Origin of the sequence: Bacillus sp. AY2-1 (assembly GCF_008368965.1) — a bacterium.
Taxonomy (GTDB): domain Bacteria; phylum Bacillota; class Bacilli; order Bacillales; family Bacillaceae_G; genus Bacillus_A; species Bacillus_A thuringiensis_S.
Genome location: NZ_QPEL01000037.1, coordinates 1 through 21,331 on the forward strand (window position 1 = coordinate 1; position 21,331 = coordinate 21,331).

Here is a 21,331-nt window from a genome sequence, read left to right on the forward strand (position 1 = left end):
AATGCATATAAGAAAATAAATAATGAAGTGAAACTTCTATCAGTGGATTATTAATTTAGAAAAGAAAGGGTGTGGAATATGCCAGATTTAGTGAGTGATGTAAGCCATTATATGAATTATTTAGTGACGAAACGAAATACTGTTTCTAGTAATATTGCAAATGCAAATACACCTGGCTATAAAGCACAAGATGTAACATTTGCTGAGCAGATGAATAAAAGTAGTGCATTATATAAAAACAATGCGGCTGATTTAAAGAGTAATCCAGATTTATATCAAACGAATGAAATGCACTTGCCGACAGTAAATACGAAAAATACATATGCAAAGATTCAAACAAAATCAATGCAAACGAATAAAGACGGAAATAGTGTGGATGTAACGACAGAAATGCTAGATTTAATGAAAACAAATCAGTTATACGGTATTTCAATTAACGCAATTAATACACAATATGCAATTAACCAAGCGGCACGCGGACGTTAAAGGTAGAAGGAGAGACAACGGATGTTTCAGGCAATAAATGCAAGTGGCTCAGGGCTAACGACAGCGAGAAAGTGGATGGAAGTTACTTCTAACAATATTGTAAATGCAAATACGACGGCGGCTCCGGGGACAGATTTATATGAGCGTCGTAGTGTGGTGCTAGAATCAAACAATAGTTTTGCAAGTATGTTAGATGGGGCTCCTACTAACGGAGTAAAGATAAAAAGTATTGAAGCAGACAAAACGGAAAATTTAGTGTATGATCCGACGCATCCGCACGCAAATGAAGAAGGATATGTACGTTATCCAAATATTGATGTAACTGCTGAAATGACGAATGTTATGGTTGCTCAAAAAATGTATGAAGCAAATACGAGTGTATTAAATGCGAATAAAAAAATGCTTGATAAAGATTTAGAAATCGGCCGAGGATAAGGGGGAAGATAGTAATATGAAAATCCAACCAATGTTACATACACAACCATTTGGAGCAATTCAGTCAATTGGTGCACCGAAAACTTCTCAAACATCTGTAGTTGAGGGGAAAAAGTTTATTGATTTATTGGAAGATATGAATCAAACGCAAAACAATGCGCAAACAGCAGTATATGATTTACTAACTAAAGGGGTAGGAGAAACACATGACGTTTTAATTCAGCAAAAGAAAGCTGAGTCTCAAATGAAAACAGCTGCTCTCGTACGTGATAATCTTATTGAAAATTATAAGTCACTAATTAATATGCAAATTTAGGAAAGTGGACGGGTGTGTTTAAATGGAAAAGATGAAAAATGTTATCCGATCGTTAAAAACGTGGCATAAGTTAGTAATTGGTGCTGCGCTTTTAGCGATTGTAACAGGAGCACTTTTATACTTCACCTTGCCAGATAAATATGTTGTTGTATATCAAAATTTAAATGATACAGATAAACAAGAGATTACAGCAGAATTATCGAAGTTAGGTGTCGATTATCAATTAGCGACCGATGGTTCGATTCGTGTGCAAAAGAATGATGCTCCATGGGTTCGAAAAGAAATGAATGGGATGGGCTTACCGTTTAATTCTAAAAGCGGTGAGGAAATTTTATTAGAAAGCTCGCTCGGTTCAAGTGAGCAAGATAAAAAAATGAAGCAAATTGTCGGTACGAAGAAGCAATTGGAGCAAGATATTGTAAGAAACTTTGCGACAGTTGAAACGGCAAATGTTCAAATTACATTGCCTGAAAAAGAGACAATTTTTGATGAAGAAAAAGCAAAAGGAACAGCGGCGATTACAATTGGGGTGAAGCGTGGCCAATTGTTAACAGCTGATCAAGTTGCAGGTATACAGCAAATGATAAGTGCAGCAGTTCCTGGTGTAAAGGCAGAAGAAGTAAGCGTTATTGATAGTAAAAAAGGTGTTATCTCAAAAGGGACAGATGAAGCACATTCTAGTAGTTCTTCTTCTTATGAGAAAGAAGTAGAGATGCAGCACCAACTTGAAGGTAAATTAAAACAAGATATTGATGCAACGTTAATGACGATGTTTAAACCGAATGAATATAAAGTGAATACGAAAGTATCTGTAAACTACGATGAAGTTACACGTCAGTCAGAGAAATATGGTGATAAAGGTGTACTTCGTAGTAAACAAGAGCAAGAGGAAAGCTCTACTGCGCAAGAAGGGGCAGATCCGAAGCAAGGTGCTGGTATTACAGCGAACGGTGAAGTGCCAAACTACGGTACGAACAATAATCAAAATGGTAAAGTTGTCTATGATAATAAAAATGGTAACAAAATCGAAAACTATGAAATAGATAAAACAGTTGAAACAATTAAGAAACACCCAGAATTAACGAAAACAAATGTTGTTGTATGGGTAGATAATGATACGCTAGTAAAACGTAGAATGGATATGACAACTTTTAAAGAAGCAATCGGAACAGCGGCAGGACTTCAAGCTGATCCGAACGGTAACTTTATAAATGGTCAAGTTAACGTTGTAACTGTTCAGTTCGATCAGCCGAAAGTCGAAAAAGAGAAAGAGCCAGAAAAAAGTGGCATGAACTGGTGGTTATTCGGTGGAATTACAGCTGGCTTATTAGCGATCGGTGGTCTAGTATGGTTCTTATTAGCAAGACGTAAGAGAAAGAAAGAAGAAGAAGAGGAATATGAAGAATACTTAGCAGAAGATGAAGTTGCTGCAAGTAATGAAAGTATCTTGGAAATTCCTGAAGAAAAAATAGTGCCAGAGCCAAAACCTGAACCAGAAGAACCGAAAGAACCAACGTTAGATGAACAAGTGCAGGATGCTACGAAAGAACATGTAGAAGGTACTGCAAAAGTAATTAAAAAATGGCTAAACGGACAGTAAGGGAGGAACAACGATGTTAGATGAAATCTCCTCCAAAGAAAAAGCTGCCATCCTTATTCGTACATTAGAAGAAGGGGTGGCAGCAAAAGTCATTGAATATATGACAGCTGAGGAAAAAGAAGTATTACTTCGTGAAATCGCGAAGTTTCGTGTATATAAACCAGAAACGTTAGAAAATGTACTGGGAGAGTTCTTATATGAACTAAATGTAAAAGAATTGAACTTAGTCACTCCAGATAAAGAATACATTCGTCGCATATTTAAAAACATGCCAGAAGACGAACTGGAAAAATTATTGGAAGACCTTTGGTATAACAAAGATAATCCATTTGAATTCTTAAATTCACTTACAGATTTAGAGCCACTTCTTACAGTGCTTAATGATGAATCACCACAAACAATTGCAATTATCGCTTCTTATATTAAACCGCAGCTTGCTTCTCAATTAATTGAGAGATTGCCAGATCATAAACGAGTAGAGACGGTAATGGGTATTGCGAAGTTAGAACAAGTTGATGGTGAATTAATTAATCAAATTGGTGAGTTGTTAAAATCGAAATTAAATAATATGGCATTCAGTGCAATTAATAAAACTGATGGCTTGAAAACAATCGTAAACATTTTAAATAATGTTTCACGTGGTGTTGAAAAAACAGTCTTTCAAAAGCTGGATGAAGTCGATTATGAGTTATCTGAGAAAATTAAAGAAAATATGTTTGTCTTTGAAGACTTACTTGGTCTTGAAGATCTTGCGCTTCGCCGTGTATTAGAAGAAATTACAGATAACGGTGTTCTTGCGAAAGCACTTAAAATTGCAAAAGAAGAAATTAAAGAGAAACTATTTACATGTATGTCTTCAAACCGTAAAGAGATGATTCTAGAAGAATTAGATGGCTTAGGACCGCTTAAGATGACGGATGCTGAAAAAGCACAGCAAACGATCACTGGTACAGTGAAAAAGCTAGAGAAAGAAGGAAGAATTATCGTTCAAAGAGGTGAAGAGGATGTCCTTATTTAAAAACAGAATTCCGAAGAATTCTGTTTCTTTTTCTGAAGAAACGTATGAATTACAATTTCCAAAACCAGCTTCAGTTCAAATAGAAGAGGAAGAATTACAAGCTGATCATGCAGAGCTTCGCGCCCAGCAAGAGTCATTACATATGGAAATGAATCAGCTAAGGCAAGAGAAGCAAATGCTAGAACGAGAGCGGCAGCAGTTATTACAAGATAAAGAACAATTTCAAATGCATATTCATGAACAAATGGAACAGATGGAAGCAGCGCGTGTGCAGTTTCAAAAAGAACAACAAGAAACAGCATATGAATGGACAGAGTTATTATGGGATCAATCTTTTCATCTAGCAGAAAAAATCGTGAATCAAGCGGTAGATTCACGATCGCTTGATGTGTTACCTATTTTAACTGGCATCGTGCAAACATTGCCAACTTCATTTGAAAAATTAATCATTACAGTACATCCAGAAACGTTTGAACGTATTCAAGAAGAGAAGGAAAATACGAAAGAATATTGGTTACTACAATTAGTAGAATGGAAATATGATTTCTCCTTGCAGTTTGGTGAATTTGTTCTGGAAGAAGAGAAAGAGTTCTTTGAATTTAAATTTGCACCTATATTTGCGAAACTTCGTCAGAAATGGGAAGAAGAGAAGTTATTTGAGGAGCAAAATGTATGAGCCGTCTGTTAATGAATGAGAACGAAAAATGGAATAAGTTCATTGAAACACCACTGTATACGAAAGTAGGCAAAGTTCATAGTGTACAAGAACAGTTTTTCGTAGCAAAAGGGCCGAAAGCGAAGATTGGAGATGTTTGCTTCGTTGGAGAACATAAGGTCTTATGTGAAGTGATTGCCATTGAAAAAGAAAATAATATGCTACTTCCATTTGAACAGACAGAAAAAGTATGTTATGGAGATTCAGTGACTTTAATTTCAGAAGATGTTGTTGTACCACGTGGTAATCACTTACTCGGAAAAGTGTTAAGTGCAAATGGTGAAGTATTAAATGAGGAAGCTGAAAACATTCCATTACAGAAAATAAAACTAGATGCACCGCCTATACATGCATTTGAACGTGAAGAGATTACCGATGTATTTGAAACAGGAATAAAATCAATTGATTCTATGCTAACAATTGGTATCGGTCAAAAGATTGGTATTTTTGCTGGGTCAGGTGTTGGTAAATCTACTTTACTTGGAATGATAGCAAAAAATGCAAAAGCTGATATAAACGTTATTAGTTTAGTAGGAGAACGTGGCCGGGAAGTAAAAGACTTTATTCGAAAAGAGTTAGGCGAGGAAGGGATGCGAAAAAGCGTCGTTGTTGTAGCGACGTCAGATGAAAGTCACCTTATGCAACTTCGTGCAGCGAAACTCGCAACGTCTATTGCTGAATACTTCCGTGATCAAGGCAATAACGTATTACTTATGATGGACTCTGTTACTCGTTTTGCCGATGCCCGTAGAAGCGTGGATATTGCTGTAAAAGAGCTACCGATTGGTGGTAAAACACTGTTAATGGAAAGTTATATGAAGAAGCTGTTAGAGCGGTCCGGAAAAACGCAAAAGGGATCTATAACAGGTATTTATACGGTGCTTGTTGATGGGGACGATTTAAATGGTCCTGTACCAGATTTAGCACGTGGTATTTTAGATGGACATATTGTATTAAAGCGTGAGCTTGCAACGCTTAGTCATTACCCTGCAATTTCAGTATTAGATTCAGTAAGTAGGATTATGGAAGAAATCGTGTCGCCACATCATTGGCAACTTGCAAATGAAATGAGGAAAATTTTATCAATTTATAAAGAAAATGAATTGTATTTTAAGTTAGGAACGATTCAAGAAAATGAAGAAAATGCTTATATTTTTGAATGTAAAAATAAAGTAGAAGGCATAAATACATTTTTAAAGCAAGGCCGATCGGATAGTTTCCAATTTGATGATATCGTTGAAGCGATACACCATATAGTATAAGGCCTCTGCCCAAGAGGTCTTATTTTTTTGTTTTTTAATATTTCACAGATTTTTTTGGAAAAAAACTATATAATAGAAAAAGAGAACGTTATAATAGGAAGGGGCTATGAAAACAGGTGGATAAACAGCAGTACGACACAATAAAATTGCAAATAAATCAAGAAAAAGAACATATTTTAAAAGAAGTGTATGAATTAACAGCTGAAAAAAGAAAAATAGAACAAAAAAAAGAATATGATTTATATGTTGTGAAATCGCGTAGTAAAGTCGTACAAACTGGGCAACGTATTATGGCTGGCATGCTTTCTTCACATACGTTTTCACCTGAAAGAATAGAAGAATGGAATCGAAAAATTAAAAAAACAGAAGGTTTTATTCAAAAAAATGAAAGCCTTTTAGAGCAAGTAAAAGAAAAAGAACGTGTCATTGATGAGATGTATCAAGAAGATTGCAAAAAGCTTGCGAAAGCACAAGAAAAGCTGGAAGAAAAAATGCTTCTGGATTTGAAAATGTGTATGAATGGATGAGGTGAATGTAGTGATACAGTCTGTATTACCGGTGCAACAAAGTTTACCTTCGCAAAAAGAAAAAGGGCTAGAAATACAATCAAAAAATGAAGATTCTTCATTCGATCGTACGATGAGAATCGAAAATAAAAAGCAGCCGAAAACGGAGAAAACGAAACGAGAAGAAGCACCAAAAGAAGAGAAAAAAGAATATAACCTTTCTAAACCATCGGTAACGAAAGAAGAACCAATTGTAAAGAAAGAAGAAAAAAAAGAGACAGAACAGTTGTTATTAGCTGTATCTGAGCAAATGGTTGCAATTGAGCAATTACATGTGCAGCCGGAATTGTTATATCAATACATACAAAAAATACAAGAGCTATATAAAGAATACGGCAATATTAAACTTAATGAATTACCTGCAGCTGAATTACAACAATTACAAGAACTTCTTTCAAATATGAATATCAAAAATGCTATATGTTTAGAAGATACAATGCAAATGGTATTAGACAAAATGAAGATGCCGGAGCAAATGATGCAAGCATTGAAGGTTGTAGAAACAGAAACTTGTAATATTGCAAAGAAACAAGAAGAGTTTAAAGACGTAGATCTTCCGAAAGGTGAGAGCGATGATGCAAAGGTAGAGTTGCCAGAGGTTGATGCATTAAATGATTCGAGCTCTACAGGTGCAGAGTTATTAAATAAAACGACGAGTACCGAACAAGTAGGGAAATCAAATAGTGGTGCTGAGAAAGTGTCATTACCTGACTTAGGAAAGAAAATGGAAGCGCAAGTAGAAGCGCTGCAAAAATTTGTAGTGAAACAAGAACGTGTTTTATTCCAGTTAAATCCAGAAAAACTTGGTACATTAACAGTGTTTATGAAAAAACACGGAGATCAAATTGACGTTCACGTAGAAATGGAAAAACACGATGCGAAAAAACGTGTTGAAATCATTTTTGATGAATTGAAATTAAAGTTAAAAGAAAAAGAAATCAATATTCAAATTAGCTATTCAGATAAAGATGAAAATCGTAAAGAACAGCGAGAACAAGAGCAAAGGCAAAAACAGAAATTAGCAAATACAAATCATGAAAAACAACAATCAACAGAATTTGCGGGATTATTGGAGGAATAAAGTGTGCCAACAGTTGGATTAAATACAACGAGTACAAATCATATTCCGTTACAAACAGGAGCGCAAAAAAGTAATGTACCTGTTAATGGTGTACAATCGCCAGTGCAACAAAGTAATGGAGTTTCTGCAGGAGCGCAAAAGACTCCTGGGGTAATGGGGAAAGATGATTTCCTAAAATTGTTTTTATCAAGTTTCCAACATCAAGATCCATTTAATGCGATGGATATGAATCAAATGATGAATCAGACAGCACAGTTATCTCTTATGGAACAAGTACAGAATATGACGAAAGCAGTAGATAAGCTGCAATCAACGATGTATTCAACAGCACTTGATGGTGGAATGAAGTTTTTAGGTAAATACGTAAGAGGTGTTGACGGTGACGGAAACAAAGTAACCGGTCAAGTAGAAACGGTTCGCCTTGCGGAAAATAACGATGTACAGCTCGTTATTAATAATAAGGTTGTATCTCTTCGTTTCGTTGAGAGAGTGTCTGATAAACCAATTGGGGAAACGAACCCAGAAGACGCAAAGAAAGACGATCAAAAAGTAACTGAAGAAGTAAAAACTACAAATTCATAAGGAGTGTCCATACGTTATGATTAAAGCGTTATATACAAGTATTACAGGAATGAATGCAACACAAAATGCATTAAGTGTAACTTCAAATAATATTGCCAATGCACAAACAGTAGGTTATAAAAAACAAAAAGCAATGTTTGATGATTTACTATATAACAATTCGATTGGTGCAAAAGGTGACGGTAAATACGCAGGAACGAATCCGAAAAGTATTGGTAACGGTGTGAAAATGAGTGGTACGGTTACGGATTATAGTGATGGTACAATTACGTTAACAGGTGGCAAAACACAAGCAGCAATGGAAGGTAATGGTTTCTTCGTTGTAGGTGATTCAAAAGGCGGAAATATGGAATTTACTCGTAAAGGTACGTTTGGGATATCTTCAGATTACTATATTACGAATACTGAAGGTCAATACGTGTTTGCATACCCTGCGAATGAGGCAACTGGTGAGGTTGATTTATCTGGAATTCCAGGACCGTTGCAAATTCCAATGGGAACAGCAATTGGTGGTATTCGAACATCGAAAGGGACAATTAAAGGTAATATTCCAACTGGTGAAAAACAAATCACACAAGATTTACCAGTATATGATAATGCGGGGAATACATGGACAATGCGTGTAGAGTTTAAACAAACAAGTGAACATAATTATACATATAAAGTACAAATGCGCAATGACTCGAAAAAAGAAACAGAGTTTAAAGATGTTCAAGGTGCAGGTGGTAATATGACATTTGATGCTGTTGGAAATCCAAATCCGAAAGAGCAAGGAGCCAATATTCCATTTGATGGCGGCTCTATAAAATTAGACTTAAGTCATTTAACAAATCATCCAACAGATAAAACATTATCAGTAACAGACGTAGATGGTAGAGCAGCAGCGACGGTTAAAGATTGCTTCATTGCTGACGGTGGATATGTAATGGTAAAATATTCTGATGGAAGTATGAAATCAGCTGGTCAATTAGCTGTTGCGATGTTCCCGAACGAAGGCGGACTAATGAAAACAGGTAATGGTAACTATACAGCGACGAATACAACAGGTATTTTAGCACTTGGTGCATCTGGTCAAAATGGTGCAGGTAAAGTACGCGGTGGTGCACAAGAAGGTGCAAACGTAGATTTATCTGTAGAGTTCGTTGACTTAATGTTATACCAACGCGGATTCCAAGGAAATGCGAAAGTAATTAAAGTTTCAGATGAAGTATTAAATGAAGTTGTAAACTTAATTCGATAATATATCGCATGGAAAAAATGTAATGGAGTAGAAAGGGTTTTTTATTCGTATGACAAGACAAGAGCGAATTTTACAATTGCCTTTTTTCGAAAATAAACGTGAACTTGCCGAGCAAGTATTAAAAATAGAACGAGAAGAGCATGTATATTTACCAGATCAATTTGAAATTAAGCAAGTGCCTCCGTATTCATTTGGCGAAAAACAAGCAATCATTGGCCGTATCCATGAGTTTTATTTCATAAGTGTTGGTAGCGATAGCGTTTGGAAGTATCAACTGTTTAAGGATGAGATGAAGTGTCGTGAGTTTTTTGTTATGTTGCCAAATATTACGGATCAGCAAATAGCGTTTTGGTTTAATAACATAGAGTTATTGAAAAGTTCTTAGAAGTACTTTTTAGGTTTTGAGAGAGGACCTGTCGATGTTTTGGAGCGGTTAGTGCCTAATAGAGTCCCGACCTATGTGTAAGACCAGAGATATGTAGCGTTACTAGAGTAATGTGGTAGTGTAAGAAGTGGTAATATGAAATAGTTTTAAGTTAATTTAAGGTAGTTGTAGTATACAATTAGACTGAATTTCTATAAAAGGAGAGGTGAGGAGGATGGCGCAAAATAAGTATCGCGTTACATTCATTTCGCCGAGTGAGGTTGAGCAGCGGACTGTAATGGCGGCGAATAGTTTGCCAGATTTAATCCGTAAAGTAGAGAGTGTTATTGCCGATCCAAACGGTTATTTTGTGAATGATAAAAAAAATAATTGCTATTTTAAAGTGATTAAAGAAAATGTTACGTTTATTCAATATGAGTTACTATTTTCGGATAAGGAAATTCATATTGAAAAATTAAAACATATAGCACCGGTGGTATTAAAACGATTATTCGAAAAAATAAATGACCCGGAATTATATGCACTCGCGCTACTTGATGTTGATATAGCAACGAAAGAATATGTGCTAGCAGAAATGAATTCTGAGCTGAGAATAAGAGTAGAGACGGAGCTTTCGAAAAAATGGGAAGCAATGCCGACGGAAATTGTAGGAGCACAAGAAGTGTTATTAGAGGCACTTGCTTCGTTTATACAAGATTAATTGTTTTTTAATAAAATGAATCGTTCGACTATCTATATTTTTTATATAGGTAGTTGACTTTTTCGCTTTTATAAAGCTTAATAATTAGATATACGGAATTAATGGAAGGGGAGCGACACCTTTATGTCACAAGCACAAAGTATTTTATTAGAAAGCGGAACAAATGAATTAGAGATTGTTACGTACACTGTTGGTGAAAACCTATTTAGTATTAATGTAATGAAAGTACGTGAAATCATTAATCCATTCCCTGTTACAACTGTGCCAGAATCTCATCATGCAGTTGAAGGTGTTGTTCAAGTACGCGGTGAAATTTTACCTGTTATTAACTTGGCAATGGCTCTTAATTTAAAGTCAACAAAGCCGCTTGATCAAACGAAATTTATCATCTCAGAATTAAACCAAATGAAAGTTATTTTCCGCGTTGATGAAGTGCATCGTATTCAACGTATTTCGTGGGAACAAATTGATGAACCAGCTTCATTATCTATGGGACTAGAAGAAACGACATCTGGTATTGTAAAACTAGATGGAAAAATCATCTTGCTATTAGATTATGAAAAAATTGTATGTGAAATTAGCGGTACTGGTTATGACAATAAATCAATTGCAGGGTTAGAACAAAAAACAGACCGAGCTGAAAAAGTAATTTATATTGCAGAAGATTCAGCGATGCTTCGCCAAATATTAGAAGAAACATTATCATCAGCTGGATATACGAAAATGAACTTCTTCAGCAATGGTGCAGAAGCGTTAGCGCAAATTGAAAAATTAGCGAAAGAGCAAGGCGAGAAAATGTTTGAACATATTCACTTGCTAATTACGGATATTGAAATGCCAAAAATGGATGGACATCATTTAACGAAAGTGGTTAAGGATAGTGAAGTAATGAATCGTTTACCAGTTATTATTTTCTCTTCATTAATTACAAATGAATTATTCCATAAAGGTGAAGCTGTAGGAGCAAATGCTCAAGTAAGTAAGCCAGATATTCAAGAGCTAATTGGTTTAGTTGATAAGTTAGTACTTTAAAAGCTTCTATTTAGCCGGAATAGAAGCTCTAGCCAAGTGTTGAGCGGGTCAGTGCTTAATAGAGTCCTATGCGATGTTGAGACCAGAGATATGGAATGGTTATAGGTAAGTAGAAGAGCTGGTGTATAACATGTTTCTATTTAGTAGGAATAGAGGAACTACTTATGTAAGGAAGTTTTCAGTGCTTAATAGAGTCTTATGCGATGTGAGTTCAGAGGTATGAAGTAGTTTTAGGTAAGAAGAAGCGAGACTTCGATTGAGGATTTGAAGACTGGGTTTATAACTCTATTCTGTTAGAGAGAGGAAGGAATTAGCCATGTGTAAGCATTGGTTAGTTCCTTTTTAGTATTCTATACTTTAAGCTGGCAAAAAAATGAAAGGTTTCTGAGGTGTTTGTCGCTGTATGTAAGTAAAATCTTCATTTGAAGATTTTTGATTTAAAAATATAAGCGAACGTATTTTTGGGATTATTTTAGTTATATTTCGTGGTAACGCAAATTTTTTCGGTGAAAAAATATTCAAAATACCATATAATATAATTAAATGTAATTAATATGCAATTTTACATATTAATAAAAAACATTTTCCAAATTTTTATACTTTCTATACATTTTTGTATGTTTATTATTTGACAGATAATTTCGAACTGTTATAATATGGATATGTAAAAATTGCTATTTTCTTAAAAGACATGGGAGTCAGATGAGAATTGTGAAAGGATGAGGGGGAGTGGCACAGATTATGTATCACCACACAGCAATTAATGTATTAGGTCTTTTACAAAACATGTCAAATAATAAAATGAACGATATGCAACTAGAGGTGGAATTAAAAAAAATAGAAAAAGAATTCCAAGTAAAGTATGAAGAGTTAGTTGATTTACATAATAGAATGGTATTATTTCAAATAGATATAGAAAAAAATGGCGGGATGCGAGCATATGAAAAATCAGCAATTACATGGCTGAAGTCTGAACTAGAGCTACTTTATGAAGTGTATCAATTTTGTCAACGTCACGGTTTAAACATTTTAAATATTTCAAAATACGTAAGTAAAAATGAACTAAATCTTTTTCCGAAAACAGAAAGTCAATTGCAAAATACGTATTATAAATTGAAAAAACGTGAAATACCGTTTGAAAATATTGAAAAACAAAAACCAGGACGAAAGCGAAAATATATACCAGTAAAAGAGACAATCGTTGCAAGAAAGCAAGAAAACGAGTACGAATTAAAAGAAGAAATCCAGCATAAAGAGGATGAAAAAAATCTTGTAACAGTTATATCTGGTATCGTTGATAACTTTGAAACAATTAATCAATGTAGTGAAAGGAAAGAAGACGAACTACATCAGTTTATGGAAGGTATTTATAAGCTTTCTAGCATGGCAGCAGGGCGTTCTAGAGAAGCAAAGAATACACGTAGTCTAGAAGGTGAATTGCAGTCGTTACAACTAGAAAATGAAAGGCTAAAACGAGAGAAAGAAGAGCTTGTACAAGATATTAAAGGTATGACGCAGCTTTTAATTCATTTCATTACAAGTTCTGATATTGATCAAATTCGTAAATTACCAACTTTCGTACAAGATTGTAAAATGGAATTACATAAACTTGGGCTATATAATGCACAAGACGGAAAAATGAAAATAATGGTTGACCGTAGCGGACAAGTTATGACGGTAACACAGTAATAAAATTTGGGTACAAAATAAAAGGGAGATACATAGTTTATATGTATTTCCCTTTTGTTTTGTATGGAATCGTTCCAAAGATGGAAGATGAATTTTTACGATTGTAGTAACTTAGAAACCATTTGCGGAATTTGATTCGCTTGTGAAACCATACTAAGTGCAACTTCAGTCAATAATTTAAACTTTAAAAAATCACTCATCTCCTGCGCCATGTCTGCATCTTCAATTCGAGATGCAGCATCTGTTAACGCCATACTTTGGCTATTTAAATTTTCAATATTGAAATGTAAACGATTTATCATAGCTCCAAGATCAGCACGATGAAGTGACACACTTTGCAAAGCCTCTTCAATTTTAAGAATTGCCGCTCTTGCTTCTTGTTCTGTTGAAATCTTGATGTCGTGTTGTGTAGGGGAAGGTGGTGGAATAGACTTTGATATATGTACCGTATGACCGATATCGTCTAATGTAACAGGGCGGTTTTGACCGTCAAATACGGATAAATCATTAAACTCAGTCGTCTCGCCAATATAGCTAATTTGTTCTGTTAAAGATTGAAACTCTTTATTCAGTGAATCACGGTTTTTATTTGAATTTGTACTGTTTGCGGATTGAATGGCTAAATCACGCATGCGCTGCAAAATATTCATCACAGTTTGAAGTGCAGCTTCGGCTGTGCGAAGCATCGATATTGCATCCTCATTATTACGAATCGCCACGCGCATACCACTTTCTCTCGCATGCATACGAGTCACAATTGCAATATTAGCGGGATTATCCGAAGCGTTGTTCAACTTCGTACCAGTCGCCAAATGCTTCACTGCAACATTCATATGCCTCTCATTCTCATACAACGACTGCCTAGCATTTATACTTAAAACATACGTACCAATACGCATAATAGACACTCCTTATAGATTAATATAGTTAGTGTTCTAAAGCTAATAAACGGTTATGAAAAGAAAAAAAGACTTATGCTTATTTGCTATTTGTGTTTTAGAATAAGAGGGGATCAAGATAAGCACTAACCGCTTCTACGCCACGCGGATGCTCTCTCCTACCTAAAAAAGAAAGATCTTACAAATAATAATTCATCTATATAGAAAAAAATAAACCTCTCCGCAAGCAGAGAGGTTTATTCAGGAAACTAACTCAAATGGCTTATTGTAATAATTTAGAAACCATTTGTGGAGTTTGGTTTGCTTGAGAAAGCATGCTGATACCAGCTTCGTTCAAGATTTTGAACTTAGTCATTTCAGACATTTCTTTCGCCATGTCAGCGTCTTCGATTTGAGAAGCAGCTGAAGCCATAGAAGAAGATTGGCTCTTCAGGTTGTTTACGTTAAAGTCAAGACGGTTTAATGTAGCACCTAGAGTTGCACGGTTAGAAGCGATTGTTTCTAATGCAGCATCAATTGATTTGATTGCGCCAGAAGCGTTTGGTGCAGATTTTGTAATATCACCTGCAGTGGGTTCAGTATAAGCAGTTCCGATTGCCGCAGCCGCTGTATGTGTACCATCAAAAGCAGTCATTTTGTCTGTAATACCTTCGATTGCCTTGTCAGACAGTAAGTTTTTATCAACGTTATTAAATGCTGTTTTAAACGCATCAACCGCTTTGTCAATAGTAGCTTGATCAGATTTATCATCTAATTTAGCTAAGTCAGCTTTAGCTGTTTTTAAAGCATCAAGGGTTGCTTTATTGTCAGTAAGGTCTTTTGCTGTAATAGTGATTGTTTTATCAGTAGTTCCTGCAATTGATAATGTATCAATATTTAAAGCTTTAGTAGATGAATCAGCTAGATTGATATTGATTTGTTTAGCTGTATCAGCGTTATCTAGAGTTTGAATAGCAATAGATTTGTTATCACCATTTAATAATTTCTTATCGTTAAACTCTGTGTTTTTAGAAATGTAATCGATTTGTTCTTTTAATGCAGAAAATTCTTTATCTAATGCTTTTTGGTTATCGCCAGTGTTCGTACCGTTCGCAGATTGGTTAGCGATGTCACGCATACGAAGTAAGATGTTAGATACAGAGTTTAAAGCTGAGTCAGCTGTACGGATTAAAGACATACCGTCTTGTGTGTTGTTAGCTGCAACACCTAATCCGCTTTCACGTGCACGCATACGAGTTGCGATTGCAAGACCTGCTGCATCGTCAGAAGCGTTGTTGATACGTTTACCGCTTGATAAACGGTCCATAGCGTTGCTCATTTTAGCTTGGTTTTGGCGCATGTACTCTTGAGTACGCATGCTGTTAATGTTTGTATTAATTCTCATGTTAAGAAACCCCCATTTTTTTATATTGACTTTTCTGCAAATTGAAAAACGGTAATATGCGAAAAAATCAATTTCGAGATTTATTGTAATCCTTGCTACAACGGGTGTCAACTAAAAATTCGAATTAATAAATATAAAAAAATAACAGTTTAACAATATATTCATTTTTTTATTACATAATTATTAAAAGGATTATTGCAAACTTTAAAAAAAAACTCTAATATTAGATTATCTTTGTTTACCGAAAAGGTGATATTATGATAGTTGGAAATATAGTAAAAGAAGTGCTTGCATATAAGAAAGGACAAATTCAGCAAAAGCTAAGTAGTCCACAAGCATTTGTTAGTAGTCGTTTTCAAGAGAAGTTGCAGAGTGAGCCTGCGAAGGAGACGAAAGAAACTACGCAGCCGGCAAAAGTAGAAGATATGAGTCAGCCGGTACAATCTACGAAAATAGAAGCGGTTGTTAATAAACCCGTAGAAACTATTAATAAAGTAGAGGAAGCGAGTAAGCCTGAAGAAAAGGCTGAAACGAAGAAAGCAGATGAAGTGCAAGTTGCGCAAAAAGAGTTTGAACGACGTTTCCCAGAAACGAAAAATGAGGCTGCTGATACGTGGGAATTAACGAAGAAGTATAATATTCAAAAAATACGTTCTTCCAATGAAGGGAAGTATGAGGATATTATTGATCGCGTAAGTCGTACATATGGAATTCCAAAAACGTTAATTCAAAAAATGATTGAAGTAGAGTCTAATTTTAATCCGAAAACGGTGTCACATGCCGGTGCGATGGGTCTTATGCAGCTTATGCCAGCGAATGTGAAGGAGATGGGTGTGAAGAATCCCTTTTCACCAGCTGAAAGTATTGAAGGTGGCGTGAAAGAGTTAAGCGGTTATTTAAAGAAAAATAACGGCGACTTAGTATTGGCACTTGCTTCTTATAATGCTGGTCCTGGCAATGTGAGAAAGTACGGAGGCGTACCGCCATTTAAAGAAACGCAAGGATATATTAAAAAAATATTAAATATCGACGTTTCAAAATAAGAAGTTTCATATAGAGAGAACATGAAATTTTCGTGAACATGATATGGGAGTTGGCTAGATTTGAAATTACAAGATGATATTCCGTTAACAATTTATTTTGAAATCGGAAATACGAAAAAGAAAATTGAAGATCTGCTTCATATTACGAAAGGTACATTGTATCGTCTTGAAAATTCAACGAAAAATACGGTGCGTCTTATGCTTGAGAATGAAGAGATTGGAACCGGAAAGATTTTGACGAAGAATGGGAAGATGTACGTTGAAATCGTTGAATTGAAAAGGTAGGGAAGGGGATTGTCATGAGTGGCGAAAAATTAAGCCAAGAGCAAATTGATGCCCTGCTGAAGGCGGTAAATGAAGGCGAGGAAATGCCAGCTTTCGCACAAGAAGCAGGAAAGCAAGAGAAATTTCAAGAGTATGATTTTAATAGACCAGAGAAGTTCGGTGTTGAGCATTTACGTAGTTTGCAAGCGATTGCTTCTACGTTTGGAAAACAGACGTCACAGACGTTATCAGCGCGTATGCGTATTCCAATTGAACTAGAGCCTTCAACAGTTGAGCAAGTTCCATTTACGAGTGAGTATGTGGAGAAAATGCCGAAAGATTATTATTTATATTGCGTAATTGATCTCGGTTTACCAGAGCTTGGAGAAATTGTTATTGAGATTGATTTAGCATTCGTTATTTATATTCATGAATGTTGGCTTGGCGGAGATAGTAAGCGTAACTTTACGATGCGCAGACCGTTAACAGCATTTGAGTTTTTAACGCTTGATAATATATTCTTGCTTCTTTGTAAAAATTTGGAGCAATCATTCGAAAGTGTTGTTGCGATTGAACCGAAATTTGTAACGACGGAAACAGATCCGAATGCACTAAAGATTACGACAGCGAGCGATATCATTTCATTACTTAATGTAAATATGAAAACAGATTTTTGGAATACGACGGTGCGTATCGGGATTCCGTTCTTATCTGTTGAAGAAATTATGGATAAGTTAACGTCTGAAAATATTGTCGAACATTCTTCGGATAAACGTAGGAAGTACACGTCTGAAGTGGAAGTGAAAGTAAATCAAGTGTACAAACCTGTTCACGTTGCGATTGGTGAGCAGAAAATGACAATGAGTGAGATTGAACAAATTGAAGAAGGCGATATTATTCCGCTTCATACGAAAGTTTCGGATGAATTACTTGGTTATGTAGATGGAAAGCATAAATTTAATTGTTTTATTGGAAAAGATGGAACGCGTAAGGCGCTCCTATTTAAAAGTTTTGTAGAGTAGGAGGATCCATATGAAGCATGAAGTATCTCCTGTGTCATTAATGGGATTAGAAGATTTTGCAGGAAAGCGAAATGAAGCAGGCAAAGCACATATCGATACTGTTTCAGATATTTCGATTGAACTTGGTGTAAAGCTTGGAAAGTCATCTATTACGCTTGGTGATGTAAAGCAGTTAAAAGTTGGCGATGTTCTTGAAGTAGAGAAAAACTTAGGACATAAAGTAGATGTGTATTTAAGTAATATGAAAGTCGGCATCGGTGAAGCAATCGTAATGGACGAGAAATTCGGTATTATCATTTCTGAAATTGAAGCTGACAAGAAACAAGCGGCGCTTATGAAAGCGCAAAGTCAAATGCAAGATAAAGAGTAGAGGAGGAGTCATATGTCGTATATGACGACCTTATTTCAAGTCGTTTTACTGTTTGGTGCGCTCGGTTACGGTGCATATTATATGACAAAAAAGACGCGCAAACAGCAGTTTTTTAAGCAGGGTGAAAATGGCCATATTCAAGTAAAAGACGGCGTGTATTTAAATCATCAAACGAGTGCCTTTTTATTTGAAGTGGACGGAAAGCAAGTGTTCACTGTTATTAGTAATAACGGTGTGCAGTCTGTGCAATTAACCGGAACAGGAAATCAGTTTCAACAAGCACTAGAAGACGCGGTGAAGACTGAAACGAAAAAAGTAGAGGATCCATCATGAGAATAAAGAAACAGTTATCATTATTAGCCGTTATTTTCGTATTTTCTATCGTTTTTTCAATTATTTTTGTAAATCCAGCGTATGCGGCCCCGAACGGTTTTATTAATTTCGAAAATGGAAAAGAGTTTACGAGTAATTCAAGTGTACAACTATTTGCGCTCGTTACCCTTTTATCATTATCTTCTTCTATCGTTCTATTATTTACACATTTTACTTATTTTATGATCGTTCTTGGGATTACACGTCAAGGACTTGGGGTAATGAATTTACCACCAAACCAAGTGCTTGTTGGACTTGCATTATTTTTATCACTCTTTACGATGCAGCCTGTACTCGGGCAACTGAAGAGCGATGTGTGGGATCCGATGACGAAAGAGAAAATAACAGTAAGCCAAGCTGCGGAAACGACAGCTCCTATTATGAAAGAATATATGTCAAAGCATACGTATAAGCATGATTTGAAAATGATGCTGAAAGTACGCGGAGAAGAGTTGCCGAAAGATTTGAAAGATCTTTCCTTATTTACACTTGTACCATCCTTTACGTTAACGCAAATTCAAAAAGGTTTACTAACAGGGATGTTCATTTATTTAGCGTTTGTATTTATAGATTTGATTATTAGTACACTTTTAATGTACCTCGGGATGATGATGGTACCGCCGATGATTTTAAGTTTACCGTTTAAAATACTCGTTTTCGTATATTTAGGTGGATATACAAAAATTGTCGATATTATGTTTAAGACGGTCGCCTGAAGCGTTTGATGCTATGTGATAGGAGTCATATAAATGAATACGTCACCAATTATAGATATTTTCCAAACCTTTTTTTATAAAGGGGTTATGATTTTAATGCCGATTGCCGTTGTAAGTCTGATTGTCGTTATTATTATCGCGGTTATTATGGCAATGATGCAAATTCAAGAGCAAACGCTGACGTTTTTACCGAAAATGGCGAGTATTGTGCTCGTTATTATCATTTTAGGTCCGTGGATGTTTCAAGAGTTAACGATGCTTATTTTAGATTTATTTGATAAAATCCCATCGCTATTGCGTTCGTACTAAGATAGGTGAACTGAAATGAATATGGAATTATGGGCGGCGACGTTTTTTGCGTTTTGCCGCATTACTTCATTTTTATATTTTTTACCGTTTTTCTCAGGCCGATCCATTCCAGCGATGGCAAAGGTTACATTTGGACTTGCTCTTTCAATTACAATGGCCGATCAAGTGGATGTCTCTCACATCAAGACAGTTTGGGACGTTGCAGCTTATGCAGGAACGCAAATTGTAATTGGATTATCACTTTCAAAAATTGTAGAAATGCTGTGGAACATTCCGAAAATGGCAGGGCATATTTTAGACTTTGATATTGGTTTATCACAAGCAAGTTTGTTTGATGTAAATGCAGGGTCACAGTCCACTTTGCTATCAACAATTTTTGATATATTTTTTCTTATTATTTTTATTTCACTTGGCGGCATTAACTATTTCGTTGCCACTATTTTAAAGTCGTTTCAATATACAGAGGCGATTTCAAAATTGTTGACGACTAGTTTTTTAGATAGTCTACTCGCAACGTTATTATTTGCGATCACATCAGCGGTTGAAATTGCTCTGCCGCTTATGGGAAGTTTATTCATCATTAACTTTGTTCTAATTTTAATTGCAAAAAATGCTCCGCAATTAAACGTTTTTATGAATGCATACGTAATTAAAATTACATGTGGTATTTTGTTTATTGCGATGAGTGTACCGATGCTCGGTTATGTGTTTAAAAATATGACGGATGTATTACTTGAAGAATATACGAAACTATTTAACTTTTTCTTAACGAAGTAGGGGGACGCGCATGGCAAAGGATAATAAAACAGAAAAGGCCACCCCGCAGAAGCGTAAAAAATCGCGTGAAGAAGGGAATATTGCCCGGAGTAAAGATTTAAATAATTTATTTTCCATTCTCGTATTAGCAGTTGTCGTTTATTTCTTCGGAGATTGGCTAGGTTATGAGATTGCAAATTCCGTAGCGGTGCTGTTTGATCAAATTGGAAAAAATACAGATTCAACCGAGTATTTTTATTTAATGGGGATGCTACTACTAAAAGTATCAGCTCCGATATTAATACTCGTATATGCTTTTCATTTATTCAATTATATGATTCAAGTCGGCTTCCTATTTTCTTCTAAAGTCATTAAACCGAAAGCGTCACGTATTAATCCGAAAAACTATTTTACGAGATTGTTTAGTCGTAAAAGTTTAGTAGATATTTTGAAATCACTGTTTTATATGGGATTAATCGGTTACGTTTCGTACGTTCTCTTTAAAAAGAATTTAGAGAAGATTGTTAGTATGATTGGATTTAACTGGACAGCGTCACTTACTGAAATTATTAGCCAAATTAAATTTATCTTTTTAGCCATTTTAATTATTTTAATCGTTCTTTCTATTATCGATTTCATTTATCAAAGATGGGAGTACGAGCAAGATATTAAGATGAAAAAAGAAGAAGTAAAAAGGGAGCATAAAGATAATGAAGGGGACCCGCAAGTAAAGGGGAAACGAAAAAACTTTATGCATGCCATCTTGCAAGGGACAATCGCGAAGAAGATGGATGGTGCAACGTTTATTGTGAACAACCCGACGCATATTTCGGTTGTACTTCGTTACAATAAACACGTTGATGCAGCACCAATTGTCGTTGCAAAAGGGGAAGATGAGCTCGCATTATATATACGAACGCTTGCCCGTGAACAAGAAATACCAATGGTGGAAAACCGTCCGCTTGCTCGTTCTTTATATTATCAGGTCGAGGAAGATGAGACGATTCCAGAAGATTTATACGTAGCTGTAATTGAAGTTATGCGCTATTTAATTCAGACGAACGAACTTGAAGTGTAATAGCGCGTTTG

General features: G+C 35.5%; 26 protein-coding genes. 24 read left to right on the forward strand and 2 right to left on the reverse strand.

What is annotated here, in order from left to right; genetic code table 11:
- Positions 1-78: 78 nt before the first annotated feature.
- From flgB to DN403_RS09790, 15 genes are all read left to right on the forward strand, one after another.
- Entirely contained in the window at positions 79-486 is a 408-nt protein-coding gene (flgB, locus tag DN403_RS09720; protein WP_016077909.1) for a flagellar basal body rod protein FlgB, read from the forward strand.
- 21 nt (positions 487-507) lie between these two features.
- Positions 508-921, forward strand: coding sequence for a flagellar basal body rod protein FlgC (gene flgC / locus DN403_RS09725; protein WP_000484685.1), 414 nt, complete (start codon positions 508-510; stop codon positions 919-921).
- A gap of 16 nt (positions 922-937) precedes the next feature.
- Positions 938-1,237, forward strand: a complete 300-nt coding sequence (gene fliE / locus DN403_RS09730; RefSeq protein ID WP_000701672.1) for a flagellar hook-basal body complex protein FliE — start codon at positions 938-940, stop codon at positions 1,235-1,237.
- Positions 1,238-1,259: 22 nt separating this feature from the next.
- Positions 1,260-2,837 carry a flagellar basal-body MS-ring/collar protein FliF gene (gene fliF, locus DN403_RS09735; protein ID WP_042597514.1) on the forward strand — a complete coding sequence of 526 codons (1,578 nt, stop codon included), beginning with the start codon at positions 1,260-1,262 and terminating at the stop codon, positions 2,835-2,837.
- A gap of 13 nt (positions 2,838-2,850) precedes the next feature.
- The gene (fliG, locus tag DN403_RS09740) at positions 2,851-3,855 is read left to right on the forward strand and encodes a flagellar motor switch protein FliG (protein ID WP_000883364.1); all 1,005 of its coding nucleotides are present in this window, start codon (positions 2,851-2,853) and stop codon (positions 3,853-3,855) included.
- Positions 3,842-4,531, forward strand: coding sequence for a FliH/SctL family protein (locus DN403_RS09745; protein WP_016082179.1), 690 nt, complete (start codon positions 3,842-3,844; stop codon positions 4,529-4,531). The genes fliG and DN403_RS09745 overlap by 14 nt, the downstream gene beginning before the upstream one ends.
- On the forward strand, positions 4,528-5,832 hold the full coding sequence (fliI, locus tag DN403_RS09750) for a flagellar protein export ATPase FliI (RefSeq protein WP_016077906.1): 1,305 nt from the start codon (positions 4,528-4,530) through the stop codon (positions 5,830-5,832). The genes DN403_RS09745 and fliI overlap by 4 nt, the downstream gene beginning before the upstream one ends.
- 116 nt (positions 5,833-5,948) lie before the next feature.
- Positions 5,949-6,359, forward strand: coding sequence for a hypothetical protein (locus DN403_RS09755; RefSeq protein ID WP_000360855.1), 411 nt, complete (start codon positions 5,949-5,951; stop codon positions 6,357-6,359).
- A 10-nt stretch (positions 6,360-6,369) separates the two neighbouring features.
- A complete protein-coding gene (locus DN403_RS09760) occupies positions 6,370-7,479 on the forward strand; it encodes a flagellar hook-length control protein FliK (RefSeq protein ID WP_016098028.1) in 1,110 nt (369 codons plus the stop codon).
- A 3-nt stretch (positions 7,480-7,482) separates the two neighbouring features.
- On the forward strand, positions 7,483-8,061 hold the full coding sequence (locus tag DN403_RS09765) for a flagellar hook assembly protein FlgD (RefSeq protein ID WP_001143485.1): 579 nt from the start codon (positions 7,483-7,485) through the stop codon (positions 8,059-8,061).
- Between the two features lie 16 nt (positions 8,062-8,077).
- Complete coding sequence (locus DN403_RS09770; RefSeq protein ID WP_000588324.1) at positions 8,078-9,301, forward strand: flagellar hook protein FlgE; 1,224 nt, start codon at positions 8,078-8,080, stop codon at positions 9,299-9,301.
- A gap of 49 nt (positions 9,302-9,350) precedes the next feature.
- Positions 9,351-9,686, forward strand: coding sequence for a DUF3964 family protein (locus tag DN403_RS09775; protein ID WP_000198167.1), 336 nt, complete (start codon positions 9,351-9,353; stop codon positions 9,684-9,686).
- Positions 9,687-9,900: 214 nt separating this feature from the next.
- Positions 9,901-10,386: a hypothetical protein gene (locus DN403_RS09780; RefSeq protein ID WP_016077903.1), complete on the forward strand. Its 486-nt coding sequence runs from the start codon at positions 9,901-9,903 to the stop codon at positions 10,384-10,386.
- 123 nt (positions 10,387-10,509) lie between these two features.
- Positions 10,510-11,418: a chemotaxis protein gene (locus DN403_RS09785; protein WP_000075943.1), complete on the forward strand. Its 909-nt coding sequence runs from the start codon at positions 10,510-10,512 to the stop codon at positions 11,416-11,418.
- Positions 11,419-12,159: 741 nt separating this feature from the next.
- The gene (locus DN403_RS09790; RefSeq protein WP_136997003.1) at positions 12,160-13,107 is read left to right on the forward strand and encodes a DNA-binding domain-containing protein; all 948 of its coding nucleotides are present in this window, start codon (positions 12,160-12,162) and stop codon (positions 13,105-13,107) included.
- Between the two features lie 95 nt (positions 13,108-13,202).
- Here DN403_RS09790 and DN403_RS09795 read toward each other — a convergent pair whose 3' ends face one another.
- Complete coding sequence (locus DN403_RS09795) at positions 13,203-14,006, reverse strand: flagellin N-terminal helical domain-containing protein (protein ID WP_149185428.1); 804 nt, start codon at positions 14,004-14,006, stop codon at positions 13,203-13,205.
- A gap of 262 nt (positions 14,007-14,268) precedes the next feature.
- Entirely contained in the window at positions 14,269-15,390 is a 1,122-nt protein-coding gene (locus tag DN403_RS09800; protein WP_016077900.1) for a flagellin N-terminal helical domain-containing protein, read from the reverse strand.
- Between the two features lie 257 nt (positions 15,391-15,647).
- On the opposite strand from DN403_RS09800, the gene DN403_RS09805 reads away from it, so the two are divergent.
- From DN403_RS09805 to flhB, 9 genes are read left to right on the forward strand one after another with little or no spacing between them, the layout of a single operon-like run.
- Entirely contained in the window at positions 15,648-16,433 is a 786-nt protein-coding gene (locus DN403_RS09805; RefSeq protein ID WP_016098032.1) for a lytic transglycosylase domain-containing protein, read from the forward strand.
- A 60-nt stretch (positions 16,434-16,493) separates the two neighbouring features.
- Positions 16,494-16,718 (forward strand): flagellar motor switch protein FliN, encoded by a 225-nt coding sequence (locus tag DN403_RS09810; protein WP_000775712.1) that lies wholly within the window; start codon positions 16,494-16,496, stop codon positions 16,716-16,718.
- 14 nt (positions 16,719-16,732) lie between these two features.
- Entirely contained in the window at positions 16,733-17,719 is a 987-nt protein-coding gene (gene fliM, locus DN403_RS09815) for a flagellar motor switch protein FliM (protein ID WP_000012361.1), read from the forward strand.
- A gap of 10 nt (positions 17,720-17,729) precedes the next feature.
- The gene (gene fliN, locus DN403_RS09820) at positions 17,730-18,089 is read left to right on the forward strand and encodes a flagellar motor switch protein FliN (RefSeq protein WP_000680010.1); all 360 of its coding nucleotides are present in this window, start codon (positions 17,730-17,732) and stop codon (positions 18,087-18,089) included.
- Between the two features lie 12 nt (positions 18,090-18,101).
- A complete protein-coding gene (locus DN403_RS09825; protein WP_000121178.1) occupies positions 18,102-18,422 on the forward strand; it encodes a hypothetical protein in 321 nt (106 codons plus the stop codon).
- Positions 18,419-19,177, forward strand: a complete 759-nt coding sequence (locus tag DN403_RS09830) for a flagellar type III secretion system pore protein FliP (protein ID WP_001220582.1) — start codon at positions 18,419-18,421, stop codon at positions 19,175-19,177. Before DN403_RS09825 ends, DN403_RS09830 begins: the two co-directional genes overlap by 4 nt.
- 33 nt (positions 19,178-19,210) lie before the next feature.
- On the forward strand, positions 19,211-19,486 hold the full coding sequence (locus tag DN403_RS09835; protein WP_001098080.1) for a flagellar biosynthetic protein FliQ: 276 nt from the start codon (positions 19,211-19,213) through the stop codon (positions 19,484-19,486).
- Positions 19,487-19,501: 15 nt separating this feature from the next.
- A complete protein-coding gene (locus DN403_RS09840) occupies positions 19,502-20,263 on the forward strand; it encodes a flagellar biosynthetic protein FliR (RefSeq protein WP_149185429.1) in 762 nt (253 codons plus the stop codon).
- A 10-nt stretch (positions 20,264-20,273) separates the two neighbouring features.
- Positions 20,274-21,320 (forward strand): flagellar type III secretion system protein FlhB, encoded by a 1,047-nt coding sequence (gene flhB / locus DN403_RS09845; RefSeq protein WP_149185430.1) that lies wholly within the window; start codon positions 20,274-20,276, stop codon positions 21,318-21,320.
- Positions 21,321-21,331 lie beyond the last annotated feature (11 nt).

Bases quoted from the DNA above. Each gene is read 5' to 3' on its own strand.
- flgB (WP_016077909.1), top strand. From the start codon at position 79: ATGCCAGATTTAGTGAGTGATGTAAGCCATTATATGAATTATTTAGTG.
- flgC (WP_000484685.1), top strand. From the start codon at position 508: ATGTTTCAGGCAATAAATGCAAGTGGCTCAGGGCTAACGACAGCGAGA.
- fliE (WP_000701672.1), top strand. From the start codon at position 938: ATGAAAATCCAACCAATGTTACATACACAACCATTTGGAGCAATTCAG.
- fliF (WP_042597514.1), top strand. From the start codon at position 1,260: ATGGAAAAGATGAAAAATGTTATCCGATCGTTAAAAACGTGGCATAAG.
- fliG (WP_000883364.1), top strand. From the start codon at position 2,851: ATGTTAGATGAAATCTCCTCCAAAGAAAAAGCTGCCATCCTTATTCGT.
- DN403_RS09745 (WP_016082179.1), top strand. From the start codon at position 3,842: ATGTCCTTATTTAAAAACAGAATTCCGAAGAATTCTGTTTCTTTTTCT.
- fliI (WP_016077906.1), top strand. From the start codon at position 4,528: ATGAGCCGTCTGTTAATGAATGAGAACGAAAAATGGAATAAGTTCATT.
- DN403_RS09770 (WP_000588324.1), top strand. From the start codon at position 8,078: ATGATTAAAGCGTTATATACAAGTATTACAGGAATGAATGCAACACAA.
- DN403_RS09775 (WP_000198167.1), top strand. From the start codon at position 9,351: ATGACAAGACAAGAGCGAATTTTACAATTGCCTTTTTTCGAAAATAAA.
- DN403_RS09780 (WP_016077903.1), top strand. From the start codon at position 9,901: ATGGCGCAAAATAAGTATCGCGTTACATTCATTTCGCCGAGTGAGGTT.
- DN403_RS09785 (WP_000075943.1), top strand. From the start codon at position 10,510: ATGTCACAAGCACAAAGTATTTTATTAGAAAGCGGAACAAATGAATTA.
- DN403_RS09790 (WP_136997003.1), top strand. From the start codon at position 12,160: ATGTATCACCACACAGCAATTAATGTATTAGGTCTTTTACAAAACATG.
- DN403_RS09795 (WP_149185428.1), bottom strand. From the start codon at position 14,006: ATGCGTATTGGTACGTATGTTTTAAGTATAAATGCTAGGCAGTCGTTG.
- DN403_RS09800 (WP_016077900.1), bottom strand. From the start codon at position 15,390: ATGAGAATTAATACAAACATTAACAGCATGCGTACTCAAGAGTACATG.
- DN403_RS09805 (WP_016098032.1), top strand. From the start codon at position 15,648: ATGATAGTTGGAAATATAGTAAAAGAAGTGCTTGCATATAAGAAAGGA.
- fliM (WP_000012361.1), top strand. From the start codon at position 16,733: ATGAGTGGCGAAAAATTAAGCCAAGAGCAAATTGATGCCCTGCTGAAG.
- fliN (WP_000680010.1), top strand. From the start codon at position 17,730: ATGAAGCATGAAGTATCTCCTGTGTCATTAATGGGATTAGAAGATTTT.
- DN403_RS09825 (WP_000121178.1), top strand. From the start codon at position 18,102: ATGTCGTATATGACGACCTTATTTCAAGTCGTTTTACTGTTTGGTGCG.
- DN403_RS09830 (WP_001220582.1), top strand. From the start codon at position 18,419: ATGAGAATAAAGAAACAGTTATCATTATTAGCCGTTATTTTCGTATTT.
- DN403_RS09835 (WP_001098080.1), top strand. From the start codon at position 19,211: ATGAATACGTCACCAATTATAGATATTTTCCAAACCTTTTTTTATAAA.
- DN403_RS09840 (WP_149185429.1), top strand. From the start codon at position 19,502: ATGAATATGGAATTATGGGCGGCGACGTTTTTTGCGTTTTGCCGCATT.
- flhB (WP_149185430.1), top strand. From the start codon at position 20,274: ATGGCAAAGGATAATAAAACAGAAAAGGCCACCCCGCAGAAGCGTAAA.